The 12158-nt window shown below is 63.2% G+C and carries 14 protein-coding genes; 7 read left to right on the top strand and 7 right to left on the bottom strand.

Annotated elements, in window-relative coordinates:
• The first annotated feature begins 117 nt into the window (after positions 1 to 117).
• Positions 118 to 471, top strand: a complete 354-nt coding sequence (locus MesoLj_RS28790; RefSeq protein WP_202323392.1) for a SnoaL-like domain-containing protein — start codon at positions 118 to 120, stop codon at positions 469 to 471.
• A gap of 89 nt (positions 472 to 560) precedes the next feature.
• Here MesoLj_RS28790 and MesoLj_RS28785 read toward each other — a convergent pair whose 3' ends face one another.
• Positions 561 to 1040: an SRPBCC family protein gene (locus MesoLj_RS28785; protein WP_202323391.1), complete on the bottom strand. Its 480-nt coding sequence runs from the start codon at positions 1038 to 1040 to the stop codon at positions 561 to 563.
• Positions 1037 to 1393, bottom strand: coding sequence for an ArsR/SmtB family transcription factor (locus MesoLj_RS28780; protein ID WP_202323390.1), 357 nt, complete (start codon positions 1391 to 1393; stop codon positions 1037 to 1039). Before MesoLj_RS28780 ends, MesoLj_RS28785 begins: the two co-directional genes overlap by 4 nt.
• A gap of 169 nt (positions 1394 to 1562) precedes the next feature.
• On the opposite strand from MesoLj_RS28780, the gene MesoLj_RS28775 reads away from it, so the two are divergent.
• The gene (locus MesoLj_RS28775) at positions 1563 to 1913 is read left to right on the top strand and encodes an ArsC family reductase (RefSeq protein WP_202323389.1); all 351 of its coding nucleotides are present in this window, start codon (positions 1563 to 1565) and stop codon (positions 1911 to 1913) included.
• A 222-nt stretch (positions 1914 to 2135) separates the two neighbouring features.
• On the opposite strand, the gene MesoLj_RS28770 is transcribed toward MesoLj_RS28775, so the two are convergent.
• The 3 genes from MesoLj_RS28770 to MesoLj_RS28760 are packed head-to-tail and all read right to left on the bottom strand — an operon-like array spanning position 2136 to position 4763.
• Positions 2136 to 2492, bottom strand: coding sequence for a DUF488 domain-containing protein (locus MesoLj_RS28770; protein WP_202323388.1), 357 nt, complete (start codon positions 2490 to 2492; stop codon positions 2136 to 2138).
• Between the two features lie 25 nt (positions 2493 to 2517).
• Positions 2518 to 3774, bottom strand: coding sequence for an aminopeptidase (locus tag MesoLj_RS28765; protein ID WP_140769033.1), 1257 nt, complete (start codon positions 3772 to 3774; stop codon positions 2518 to 2520).
• On the bottom strand, positions 3771 to 4763 hold the full coding sequence (locus MesoLj_RS28760) for a LysR substrate-binding domain-containing protein (RefSeq protein WP_202323387.1): 993 nt from the start codon (positions 4761 to 4763) through the stop codon (positions 3771 to 3773). Before MesoLj_RS28760 ends, MesoLj_RS28765 begins: the two co-directional genes overlap by 4 nt.
• On the opposite strand from MesoLj_RS28760, the gene MesoLj_RS36755 reads away from it, so the two are divergent.
• From MesoLj_RS36755 to sbmA, 3 genes are all read left to right on the top strand, one after another.
• The gene (locus MesoLj_RS36755; RefSeq protein WP_342215802.1) at positions 4740 to 5084 is read left to right on the top strand and encodes a hypothetical protein; all 345 of its coding nucleotides are present in this window, start codon (positions 4740 to 4742) and stop codon (positions 5082 to 5084) included. The genes MesoLj_RS28760 and MesoLj_RS36755 overlap by 24 nt on opposite strands.
• Before the next feature lie 119 nt (positions 5085 to 5203).
• Complete coding sequence (locus MesoLj_RS28750; RefSeq protein ID WP_244735186.1) at positions 5204 to 6361, top strand: YbfB/YjiJ family MFS transporter; 1158 nt, start codon at positions 5204 to 5206, stop codon at positions 6359 to 6361.
• Positions 6362 to 6472: 111 nt separating this feature from the next.
• Complete coding sequence (gene sbmA / locus MesoLj_RS28745) at positions 6473 to 7732, top strand: peptide antibiotic transporter SbmA (RefSeq protein ID WP_140769029.1); 1260 nt, start codon at positions 6473 to 6475, stop codon at positions 7730 to 7732.
• Positions 7733 to 7765: 33 nt separating this feature from the next.
• Here sbmA and MesoLj_RS28740 read toward each other — a convergent pair whose 3' ends face one another.
• The gene (locus MesoLj_RS28740; RefSeq protein ID WP_202323386.1) at positions 7766 to 8773 is read right to left on the bottom strand and encodes a polysaccharide deacetylase family protein; all 1008 of its coding nucleotides are present in this window, start codon (positions 8771 to 8773) and stop codon (positions 7766 to 7768) included.
• Positions 8774 to 8967: 194 nt separating this feature from the next.
• On the opposite strand from MesoLj_RS28740, the gene MesoLj_RS28735 reads away from it, so the two are divergent.
• Positions 8968 to 9633: a tetratricopeptide repeat protein gene (locus tag MesoLj_RS28735; protein WP_140769025.1), complete on the top strand. Its 666-nt coding sequence runs from the start codon at positions 8968 to 8970 to the stop codon at positions 9631 to 9633.
• A gap of 63 nt (positions 9634 to 9696) precedes the next feature.
• On the top strand, positions 9697 to 11136 hold the full coding sequence (gene der, locus MesoLj_RS28730) for a ribosome biogenesis GTPase Der (RefSeq protein ID WP_140769024.1): 1440 nt from the start codon (positions 9697 to 9699) through the stop codon (positions 11134 to 11136).
• A gap of 17 nt (positions 11137 to 11153) precedes the next feature.
• Here the strand turns inward: der and MesoLj_RS28725 are convergent, their stop codons facing one another.
• A complete protein-coding gene (locus MesoLj_RS28725) occupies positions 11154 to 12071 on the bottom strand; it encodes a LysR substrate-binding domain-containing protein (RefSeq protein ID WP_202323385.1) in 918 nt (305 codons plus the stop codon).
• Between the last annotated feature and the right edge of the window lie 87 nt (positions 12072 to 12158).

The following is a 12158-nucleotide window of genomic DNA, read 5'->3' as shown; positions in this document are numbered from 1 at the left end:
ACACAGCCGCGCTATATCCCTCGTCCTGACACACCTTGTCAGCTGTCATTCGGGCAAGGGTGGCGCGCCGGCAAGCGCTTCCCTATTTCGAGTGCGTCTGAACAGGAGGACATAAAAATGACCATCGCGGAAATTGCCAAGGATTTCACCGAGCTCCTCAAGCAGGGAGACCACAACGGTGCCGCCGAAAAGTACAATGCCGATGATATCGCCAGCTACGAAGCCATGGAGGGGCCGATGGCCGTGAGCCACGGGAGGGAGGCCCTCAGGCAGAAAAGCCAATGGTGGCAGGAGAACCATGAGGTCCATGGAGGCTCGGTAGAAGGACCCTATGTCAACGGCGACCAGTTCGCGGTGCGCTTCACATTCGACGTCACGCCCAAGGCCACCGGCCAGCGTGTCACCATGGACGAGGTTGGCCTCTACACGGTCAAGAACGGCAAGATTACCGAAGAGCGTTTTTACTACTGACGCAGAAGGTGCTCCGACTTCGGAGCCTGCTCTTCGCTTCGAGATACAAGCATGGCGGCCGGGACGGCGTCCTGGCCGCCATGTGCCGCTCAAATCGTCTTCACATACTCGGCAAGCTGGTCCGCCACCGTGCCCCAGCCATCGAAGAAACCCATCTCCTCATGGCTGTTGCGGGTCGCCTCGTCGCGGTGGATGGCGGTGGCGGTGTAGCGCGTGCCCCGGCCATCCGGCTGGAGCGAAATGACCGCGGTGATGAAGGGTTCGCCTGACGGCCGATAGCCCGGCAGTAGCGCATCCGTCCACACCAGCCGCTCGTTCGGCACGATGTCGAGATAGCAGCAGCGGCGGTCGTTGACCTCCTTTCCGTCGGGCGACTGCATGCGTGTCCTGAACAACCCGCCTAGCTTGAGATCGATCTCGCAGTCGGTGATCATCCACGGCTTCGGCGTGAACCATTGCTTGACATGCTCCGGCTTCGTCCACGCCCGCCACAACAGTTCGCGCGGCGCATCGATGACGCGCTCCAGCACGAGGTCCAGCTTGGGATCGGGCTTGAAGGGATAGCTCATTTTTCCTGCTCCTTGAGGGTCATCACATAGGTGTCGAACTGGTCGAGGCGGCGTTCCCATAGTGTCCGCTGTTCGGCCAGCCAGTTTTCGGCGAGCTTCAGGGGCTCGGGTGCCAGTTGGTAGGTCCGGGTGCGGCCGATCTTTTCCGATCGCACCAGCCCGCAGCCTTCCAGCACCTTGAGATGTTCGATGAAGGAGGGCAGGGCCATCTCGAAAGGCTGCGCCAGTTCGCTGACCGAGGCCGGGCTGCGGTTCAGCCGCTCGACGACACGGCGCCGCGTCGGATCGGCAAGCGCGCGGAAGATGCCGTCGATCGGCGGGAGGCTCGGATTGGCTGTCTGGAGGCTTGTCATTGATCGATCCTGAGGCGCTGTCAAAAGCGGCCTAAAAATACTTAGGAAAATTCCTTAGTATTGGCAAGCCCCAAAAATTCCGCGGTTACGGGCCTGGGCGCTGGCAATGCGGGAAGGGCGGTTTTAAGTTGTGGGGCGGATTCGACCGCCAGCCCAAGGGAAACGCGCTTTGACGACTACGATCTACGGCATTACCACATGCGACACGGTCAAGAAGGCGCGCGTCTGGCTGGAGGGCCACGACGTTGCCTATCGCTTCCACGATTTTCGCGCGGAGGGGCTGGACGCCAAGCGGCTGGATGGCTGGGTCGGCAAGGTCGGCTGGGAAAAGCTGCTCAACAAGGGCAGCACGACCTTCCGCGAACTGCCGGACGCCGACAAGCAGTCGCTCGACGAAAAGAAGGCCAAGGCGCTGATGCTGGCCAAGCCGACGATGGTCAAGCGGCCGGTGCTTGAGGTTGGCAACCGGGTTCTGGTTGGCTTCAAGCCGGATGCTTATGAGCAGGCGGTCGGGAAGTAGGGGCGACCTTCGCCTTCGCCCGTCGCGGGCCGGCGCCCCCCTCTGTCCTGCCGGACATCTCCCCCACGAGGGGGGAGATTGGATGTCATCGTGGCCTTCGCCAATCAGTTACGCTGCAAGGGATCTGCGGCGCCGAAGCTGCTGATCTCCCCCCAAGTGGGGGAGATGTCCGGCAGGACAGAGGGGGGCGCTGTCCCGCCGACCTCAGAAATGTCAGCCGCTTCAACCCGTCCCGCGCAAATACCCCGCCAGCGCCACCGCATTGTTGTGCGCCTCGTCATGCGCGCCGTAGAGCAGCGTTACCTTGCCCTCGCCAAGCAGACCGCGCAGTTGCGCCACCGCCTCGTCATTTCCATCCAGCTCAACGCGATACCGCTCCCGAAACTCCGCCCAGCGCGCCGGCTCATGTCCGAACCACTTGCGCAGCTCGTCGCTCGGCGCGATCTCCTTCAGCCACAGCGCCAGCGCGGCATGCTCCTTGCTGACGCCGCGCGGCCAGATGCGATCGACCAGCACCCGTTGGCCATCGGCCTCGTCGGGTGCTTCGTAGATGCGCTTGACCGCGATATCGAAAGTCATCCTGCCCTCGCAGGCTGGCAAGCCGTCAGGCCCACTCGCCCTTGCGCATGACCGCCACGCGGCTGCCGTCCTTGTGGACGCCGTCTATGTCGATCTTGTCCGAACCGATCATCCAGTCGATGTGGATGAAGCTCTTGTTGCCGCCCCGGGCCGCGATCTCGTCCTGGCTGAGCGAGGCGCCGTTGACGAAACATTTCGAATAGCATTGGCCGAGCGCGATGTGGCAGGCGGCGTTCTCGTCGAACAGCGTGTTGAAGAACAACAGGCCGCTGGCCGAGATCGGCGAGGAATGCGGCACCAGCGCGACTTCGCCCAGACGGCGCGATCCCTCGTCTGTGTCGAGCACCTTCTTCAGCACATCCTCCCCCTTCGAAGCCTTGGCCTCGACGATTCGTCCGCCCTCGAACCGCACCGAGATGTCATCGATCAGCGTGCCCTGGTAGGACAGCGGCTTGGTCGAGGAGACGTGGCCTTCGACCCGCCTGGCATGCGGCGTTGTGAAGACCTCTTCGGTCGGGATGTTGGGATTGCAGGTGATGCCGTTCTTAGCGGTCGAGGCGCCGCCCATCCATTCATGGCCGTCCGCCAGCCCGACCGTCAGGTCGGTGCCAGGCCCGGTGAAATGCAGCGCATGGAAATTATGGCCGTTCAGCCATTCGGTGCGGCCGCGCAGAGCGGCATTGTGCGCCTTCCAGTTGCCGATCGGGTCCTCCACATCCACCCGCGAGGCGGCGAAGATGGCATCGGCCAACTTGACCACGGCGACATCGTCGGCATCGCCGGGAAAAACCTGCTTGGCCCATGCGAGGTCCGGATAGGCGACGATGTTCCAGTTGATGTCGAAGCCGGTGATCTTTTCCAGCGCCGGCTGGTAGGCCATGGAATTCGCCTTGTTGGCGCGCGCCACTTTCGCCGGGTCCTGCGCCGACAACAGCGAGGGATCCTCGCCGCGCACGGCAAGCCTGGCCGCATTGTTGGAAAAGGCCTTGGCCATGCCTTCATAGAGCCAGCCGGCGGCGTGGTCGAAACCGGCGTCGGCGCCGAAGCGGTAGCGCGCCAGCGTCATCTCGTCGTCGTTGAAGATCGGCGTCACCAGCCCGGCGCCGGCCTTGTAGGCGTGTTCGACGATGCGCCTGGTCAGCGGCAGGGCCGCGATCGACGAGGTCAGCACCAGATCCTGTCCCGGCTGCAATTGCAGCCCGACCTTGATGGCGACTTCCGCCAGCCTGTCGAGCTTCACCGGGTCGATCGTTGCGGAAACGCCGCGCGAATGTGTGGTCATGATCCTGCCTGCCGTAGTTGGATATCCGACTCTACATAGACCGGTGACGCGGTGCTTTCCACCGCGATCGAGCCGGCGGGAGCTGTAGTCGCCGATCCGAATTGCGCCATCGTCGCCTCGATCTCTTCCTTGATCCAGATCTTGAAGTCCCGGACCTTGCGGCTTTCCGCCTTCGTCGACGAGGTCACCAGCCAGTAACCGAGCCCGCTCTGTGCACGGATTCCGAACGGCGCCACCAGCCGTCCATCGGCCAGCGCATCCGCCGCCAGCAACTGCCAGCCCAGCATCACGCCATGACCGGCAATCGCCGATTCCAGGCAGAGCATCGGATCGGTGAAGCGGGCGCCCTTCTGGAAGGTGACGGGTGCAACACCGGCGGCGGCGAACCAGCTGTCCCAGTTGATCATCGCCCGCTCGTCGGTGATGGCGCAGGTCTGGGCAAGGTCCTCGATCGAGCTCAGTTTCCTGGCGATGCCAGGAGCACAGACCGGGAAAACCTCCTGCGCCAGAAGCAGTTCCGCGCGTCCGCCAGACCATTTGCCGTCGCCAAGCCGGATGGCGATGTCGATGTCGGAATGATCCAGATTGGCCAGCCGCACCGAAGCGTCGATGCGCAGCAGCACATTGGGATGTCGGTCGAAGTGACGCGACAGTCGCGGCAGCAGCCATTTCGAGGCAAAGGCCGGCGCCACCGAAACCACCAACGTGCATTGGGTCGCTTCGTCTGCCAGCGCCACGGCCTGGGTAAGCTCGCGAAATCCAGCACCAAGGCGGGTCGCGAACACGGCGCCGAATCCGGTCAGCACGAGACCGCTGGCCGTGCGCTCGAACAGCGCCTGGCCGAGCTGCTTTTCCGTGCGGCTTATCTGCTGGCTGACGGCGCTGACGGAAACGTTGAGCTCGCCGGCGGCCGCTGCAAGCGAGCCGAGACGGGCAACGGTTTCGACGGCCCGAAGGCCGTTGAGATGAACGCGATTGAGCATGGCCATTTGAGATTTTCTAAACTGGTCCGGCCGAAATCTCAATTGAAACTCACATCGGAACGGCAGACTTTGTTGATGGGAGACAGACCCGCGGAGCCGGAAATGTTGAGGATGGTGTCGTTGCTGAGGGGCATGTTCGCCACGAATACCTTGTGCCCGCCTCGCTCTGGGAGCGAGGCGCAGGGATGGCTGACAGACCCGCTTTCACATCCTGTGCTGAACACCATGTCGGAGCGCGAGCTCGGCGACATGCCGTTCAGGCTGACGGCGCGGCGGACCGAGCACGAGACCTGCTTACCTCATGCCGGTTTGGGTGAACGCCGCTGAGCCGAGGCCACGCGGTCCGGCTTGAGGAAATGTCGGACAGAGCGTGGCGCATTGGCGGTCGTATTGGCCCAACGAAAGGCGGGTTGTTTCAGCGACGTCGGCATTTATTGTGCGCCGCAATGAAATCGACCTCAGCAGAGCTTCGCTTCACCGTCGCCGGCATGATCGCGCTGGCCGTCGCCATGGGCATCGGCCGCTTCGTCTACACGCCGATCCTGCCCGGCATGATGGAAGAGCTGCATCTGTCGCCGGCCAATGCGGGGTGGATCGCTTCGGCCAATTATCTCGGCTATCTCGTCGGCGCGTTTGCCGCGGCCGGTGGTTGGGCGCATGGCCGCGAACGTCTGCTGATGTTGGCGGGCCTCGGCGCCAGCACTGTCCTGGCCGCGCTGATGGGGCTGACCGACGCCATGCCTGCCTTTCTCCTCATCCGCTTTCTGGCGGGTCTGGCCAGCGCCTTCGTCATGGTCTTCATGGCCAGCATCGTTTTCAGCCATATCAATGCCGCCGGTCGTGGCGACCTGCAGGCCTGGCATTTCGGCGGTGTCGGGCTCGGCATGGCGATCTCGGCGGTGATGATGGCGGTGCTGGTCACTGAACATGCCGGCTGGGCGGCGGGCTGGTTGTGGTCGGCTCTGATTTCGGCTTGCGGCTTGGTCGTCGTGGCGCTGCTGGCGAACGAAGGCCCGCTCGTCAACGGCGAAGCAGCCCGTGAGCCGGCCTTGCCGAAAGCCCGGTCGCTGATGAAGATCATCGTCGCCTACGGCCTGTTCGGGTTTGGCTATGTGGTGACCGCGACATTCCTGGTCGCCATCGTCCGCCAAGGCGGCGGCAGCCGCGTCTTCGAGGCCATGGTGTGGCTGGTCGCCGGCCTTGCCGGTTTTCCCTCGACGTGGCTTTGGCAGAAGATCGCCGCGCGGATTGGCCTCTACGCCGCCTATGTGCTGGCATGTTTCATAGAAGTGATCGGCGTCACCGCCAGCGTGGCGCTTGGCGGATATTCGGGGCCGCTGCTTGGCGGCCTACTGCTCGGCGGCACCTTCATTGCCATCACCGCGCTTGGCTTGCAGGCCGCCCGCCAGCAGGCGCCAAGGGCGCCCCGGCGCATCTTTGCGTTGATGACGGCGTCGTTCGGCCTGGGCCAGATCATCGGCCCGATCGTTGCCGGTTTTTTGGCGCAGATATCAGGTGATTTCTTCCTCGCTTCGCTCCTCGCCGCGGCCATGCTGGTGGTCTCCGGCGCCGTCACCTGGTCGGCCGCGCCAAAATCGCCATGATTGTGGTCTTGCTGGCACCGGGCATCGGGCAGGCATTTTCTTTCCCTCTAATGTGTGACTTTATGCCCGCTGTTGTCAGCTGATTTGCGCCTAAAGCAAGGAATTCGCCCAGTGTTCGTATCCTTCTTCCCGCAGCCGAAGCTCTTCTTTTCTTCGGCCGCCATCTGGAGCCTTGCGGCGATCCTGTTCTGGTTTTTCGGTGGTGAGCAATTGGGCGCCGTCTTCGGCCTGCCGGCGGCGGCCGCCGACGCGCCGCCGATCATCGGCATTGCCGTCCTGGTGTCGAAGCCGTTCCTCTGGTTCTACATCTACTTCGTGGTGTGCGTGGCCATCTTCTACGCGTTCTGGAGCTGGTATTCGCCGCATCCCTGGCAACGCTGGTCGATCCTGATGACGGCGGTCATCTTGTTCTTCATCTATTTCAATGTGCAGGTCAGCGTCGCCGTCAACGCCTGGTACGGACCGTTCTTTGACTATGTGCAAGGGCTGATGTCAGGGACCGGCAAATCGACCAACGCTGAATTCTATACCGGACTGGCCGATTTCTCATGGCTCGCGCTGGTCGGCATGAATGTGCAGGTGGTCAATGCCTTCATCGTCAGCCACTGGATCTTCCGCTGGCGCACGGCGATGAACAACTACTTCATCGAGAACTGGGCCAGGCTGCGCCATATCGAAGGTGCCTCGCAGCGTATCCAGGAAGACACGATGCGGTTCTCGCAGATCATGGAAGATCTCGGCTCCAGCTTCGTGCAGTCGATCATGACCTTGATCGCCTTCCTGCCGGTCATGATCCAGTTGCAGGCCCATATCAGCGAGTTGCCGATCATCGGCGCGATCCCCCAGCCCCTGGTGGTCGCGGCACTCGCCTGGTGTCTGTTCGGAACGATCTCGGTGATGATAGCCGGCCTGAAGCTTCCGGGGCTACAGTTCCGTAACCAGCGCGTCGAGGCCGCTTACCGCAAGGAACTGGTTTACGGCGAGGATCATGCGGACCGTGCACAGCCTGCCACCACCGCCGAGCTGTTCGCCAATGTCAGGCACAACTATTTCAGGCTCTATTTCCACTACATCTATTTCAACGTCGTCCGGTACACCTACCTGCAGGCCGACAATATCTTCTCCCTGCTGATCCTGGGTCCGTCGCTGGTCGCCCACAAGATAACGTTCGGCGCGCTGAACCAGATCTCGAACGCCTTTGGCAAGGTGACGGGTTCGCTGCAGTTTCTGCTCACCTCCTGGTCGACCATCGTCGAGCTCCAGTCGGTCCACAAGCGCCTGCGCGCCTTCGAGGCCACGCTCCTGGGCGAGCCGCTGCCCGAGATCGACCAGCGTTATCTGGCAAGGCATGGCGCCGAAGATCCGGCCTGAGACGATCGGGTTTGGTCCGAGCGGGCTGGCGGCTCAGCCGCCGACCGTTGGCTGCCTCTGGCCAGCGCTTTGCCGCGCGACATAATCGCGAAAACTGATGCATTCGACATCGGCCTTCACGCAGACCTCGCCGGCAAAGCGCTCCAGCGCGTCCCAATACGCGCCGTCATTCATCAGCGTGAAATGGAAGCCGAGTTCCAGCGGAATACGCTTGCCCTGATACTGGGTGTCGAAAGCGGCTCGAAACGCCTGATAGGTCCGGTCGGCGAATTCGCCCGCCTTGCTCGGCCGCTCGAAACCGCCGGAATGCCTGACATAGAGATTGTAGTCCATCGCGATCACCGGTCGGGATTTCGGTCCTTCCGGGATTTGCGGTAGTGAAAAGCGGGTGATGCCGCCGACGGTCGGTGGCAGGGCAGGGCCTTGTGAAACGCCGCTGGCGTCGAACTGGTAGCCGGCGGCGGGCAAGGCCTCGTAAAGCGCCTTGTTCGTTGACAGATACGGCGCGCGGAAGCCGACAACGGCGTGTCGCGCGAAATCGCGCCAGCCATCCGGTTCGGGCGTAATGCCGTTGATCGCATAGGCGTTCTCGAGAATGTGCTCGAACGAGCCGAACTCCTTCAGCCAGTCGGCCTTGCTCCAGTCCTTGCCGTCGAAATGACCGCAGGCATGGCTGGCAATGTCGTGGCCTTCATGCGCGGCAAGGCCGATCTGGTCGAGCCGTTCGGCCACTTCCTGTTTGGAGGCGGCAAAGCCGATGTTGGATTTGCCTGATGTCTTGCCGGGTGCGGTGTATTCCTTGCGCGTCTCCGGCGACAGCAGGAAGACGCAGGAGAGAAAATAGGTGAAATGCGCGCCGGTGCGCTGCGCCAGCGCCCGGCTGCGCTTCCATTGCGAGATGTCGCGCGCGCTGTCGAAGGAGATGATGACGACCTGCTTCGGCTTTGCCGGCATCGGCGGCGCGGGCGGGTCGGCCAGAGCCGCGCCAGTGGTGGCGAGCGAGGCAAGCGCGAACGCAACAACGCGAGACAAACAAGGCATCGGCAAACTTACAGGCTCCGGACAGTCAGCAAGCCGGCTATCCCCGAAATGTGGCGTGGGTGCGATTGGGTCATTTTGTCTGTTTGCCCTGGGGAATAGGCGATTTTCCGCCCGAACCCCTTCCATGCCGACAAAATTTCGCTAAAACGCGGGCTCATGAACCGCCCGGCCCGGGGCAAAAGTGGTTTTGATTGATGTCCGACGACAGTTTTATCCGTGAAGTCAATGACGAGATCCGTCGCGAACAGGCACAGGCGCTGTGGGACCGTTTCGGCCCGGCCTTGCTTGTCATTGCGGTTCTCGTGGTGCTCGGCACCGCCGCTTTCGTCGGCTATCGCTATTGGGACGAGACGCGCGCCAACCGCTCCGGCGATGCGTTCTCGCAGGCGCTGAAGCTTGCCAATGACGGCAAGAACGACGAGGCGCTGGCCGCGCTCGATCAACTCGAGAAGGATGGCTACGGCGCCTATCCCTTGCTTGCCCGCATGCGCGCCGCCACCGTCAAGGCCAGCAAGGGCGACGCCGATGCCGCCGTCAAGGACTTCGACGAAGTCGCCGCCGACACCGCCATACCCCAGGGCATTCGCGACATGGCCCGGCTGCGGGCAGCGCTCCTGCTCGTCGACCACGGCTCCTTCGCCGACGTTTCCAGCCGCGTCGAGGCGCTGACATCGGACACCAACACGCTACGCCATACAGCACGCGAGGCGCTCGGCCTTGCCGCGTGGAAGGAAGGCAAGACCCAGGACGCGCTGAAACTGTTCGACCAGATCGCCGCCGATGATGGCGCCCCGCGCAACACCCGCGAGCGGGCAACGCTGATGTCCGAGCTGATCCGCGGCTCGGGCAATGCCTCGTAAATGCATGTCGCCCAAAAGTGTGCAGCGGTTTTGGGACAACGACATCCATGATTGTAGGACCGTATGACCTTCAAAGTCGCCATTATCGGCAGACCTAACGTCGGCAAATCGACTCTTTTCAATCGGCTGGTGGGAAGGAAGCTGGCGCTTGTCGACGACACGCCGGGCGTTACCCGCGATCGCCGTGTCCATGCCGCCAAGCTCTATGACCTGCATTTCGATGTCATCGATACCGCCGGTTTCGAGGATGCCGCCGCCTCGACCTTGCCTGGCCGCATGCGCGCGCAGACCGAGATCGCCATCCACGAAGCCGATCTGATCTTCTTCACCATCGATGCCAAATCCGGCCTGCTGCCGGACGACAGGACCTTTGCGGAAATCGTGCGCAAATCCGGCAAGCCGGTCGTTCTGGTCGCCAACAAGGCCGAGGCGAAAGGCGCCCAGGGCGGCATGCTGGAGGCCTGGGAACTCGGCCTTGGCGAGCCGATCCCGGTTTCGGCCGAACATGGCCAGGGCATGCCCGATCTGCGCGATGCGGTGATCGCGGCACTTGGCGAAGCCCGCGCCTTCGGTGAAGACGAAGATGGCGAAGACGACGAGATCGCCGCCGGTGAGGTGCTGATCGGCGAGGACATCGCCGACCCCGACGCCGAGGATGTGAACACCTACGACGACACCAAGCCGATGCGCATCGCCGTCGTCGGCCGGCCGAACGCCGGCAAGTCGACGCTGATCAACGCTTTGATCGGCGAGGAGCGGCTGCTGACCGGACCGGAAGCCGGCATCACCCGCGATTCGATCTCGGTCGACTGGGACTGGCATGGCCGTCGGCTGAAGTTGTTCGACACGGCAGGCATGCGCCGCAAGGCCAGGATCCACGAAAAGCTGGAAGTCATGTCGGTGCAGGATGGCTTGCGCGCCATCCGTTTCGCCGAGATCGTCATCATCGTGCTCGACGCCACGATCCCCTTCGAGAAGCAGGACCTGCAGATCGCCGACCTGATCATCCGCGAGGGCAGGGCGCCGGTGATCGCCTTCAACAAATGGGATCTGATCGATCATCCGCAGGAGCTTCTGGCGGAACTGCGCGAAAAGACCGAGCGGCTGCTGCCGCAGGTGCGCGGCATCCAGGCCGTTCCAGTCTCGGCCGAGACAGGGCGCGGCCTCGACAAGCTGATGGATGCGGTGCTGAGGACCCACAAGGTCTGGAACAGCCGCGTCTCGACCGGCAAGCTCAACCGCTGGCTCGAAGCCATACTGGCGCATCACCCGCCGCCCGCTGTCGCCGGGCGCCGGCTGAAGGTCAAATACGTCACCCAGGCCAAGACGCGGCCGCCGGGCTTCGTGGTCCAGTGCTCGCGCCCGGACGCGATGCCGCAATCCTATGTGCGTTATCTCTCCAACAGCCTGCGCGAAGCGTTCGACATGCCGGGCGTGCCGATCCGCATCGCGCTGCGCACCTCGGACAACCCGTTCGCGGGTAGGGCGAAGAAACGCGGCTGAGCCCAGCGCTCGTCCGATCAGGCCACGGCGCGCAAGCCGGTAGTCCGCGCATTGTCGGGCAATGCCTGCCGCGCCGCCTCCAGCAATATGTCCGCCAGCCGCGCCGCCACCGGCTCGAGTTCGGCATCCCGGCGATGCAGGTACAGCGCCATCTTGGGCAGCGCCGGCAGGCCGGCAATCTCCGGCTTGATCGCGCTGACGCTGGCTGGAAGGCCGATGTCGGTGCGGATCGTCAACCCCAGCCCCGCGGCCACGGCCGCCCAGATGCCGCCAAGGCTCGGGCTGGAAAAGGCCATGCGCCAGGGCAATCCGGCGCGGTCGAGCGTTTCCGTCGCCACCGTGCGCAGCAGGCACGGTGCTTCGAGTGCCACCAGCGGCAGTGGCTCGCCGTTGCGCAGGCTGGTCTCGATGCGCTTGGCCGGACCAACCCAGCGCATTGGAACGTCGGCGACGTGCTCGCTATAGGGCAGCATCGTGCCATTGTGCCAGGCAAGCGCGATATCGAGACTGCCTGACGTGATCTTGTCGGCCAGCTCGAAGCTCCGCGCGATCCTGGCCTCGATCTTGACCTTGGGATGCGCACGGGTGAAGCGGCCGAGCACGTCGGGCAGCACCGCCTCGCCAAAATCCTCCTGCAGGCCAAGCCGCACCCAGCCTTCCAGTTCGACATCGTGGATGGCGGCCGCCGCCTCGTCATTCAACTCGAGGAGCCGGCGCGCATAGCCCAGCATGGTCTCGCCGGCCTCCGTCAAGGCGAGGCCGCGCCCCGATTTGCGGAAGATCGGCGTCGCTGCCTGCTCTTCCAGTTTCTTCAACTGCGCGCTGACCGCCGAGGTCGAGCGGCCAAGCCGGTCGGCGGCCTTTGCAAAGCTGCCGAGCTCCATGCCGGTGACGAAACTGCGCAGTACGTCAAGGTCGAAGGTCACGCGCTGCATGAAAACGTCCTGCTTTTCAGGATGTATAGTCAAAAAGTTCCTGATTTTAAGGACAAAACTATGACGCTAGAGAGATGGCGTCAAGGT

The sequence above is a fragment of the Mesorhizobium sp. 113-3-9 genome (assembly GCF_016756515.1).
Lineage (GTDB): Bacteria > Pseudomonadota > Alphaproteobacteria > Rhizobiales > Rhizobiaceae > Mesorhizobium.
Note: the sequence above shows the minus strand (reverse complement) of the source record. Positions and strands in the feature narration are given on the sequence as shown.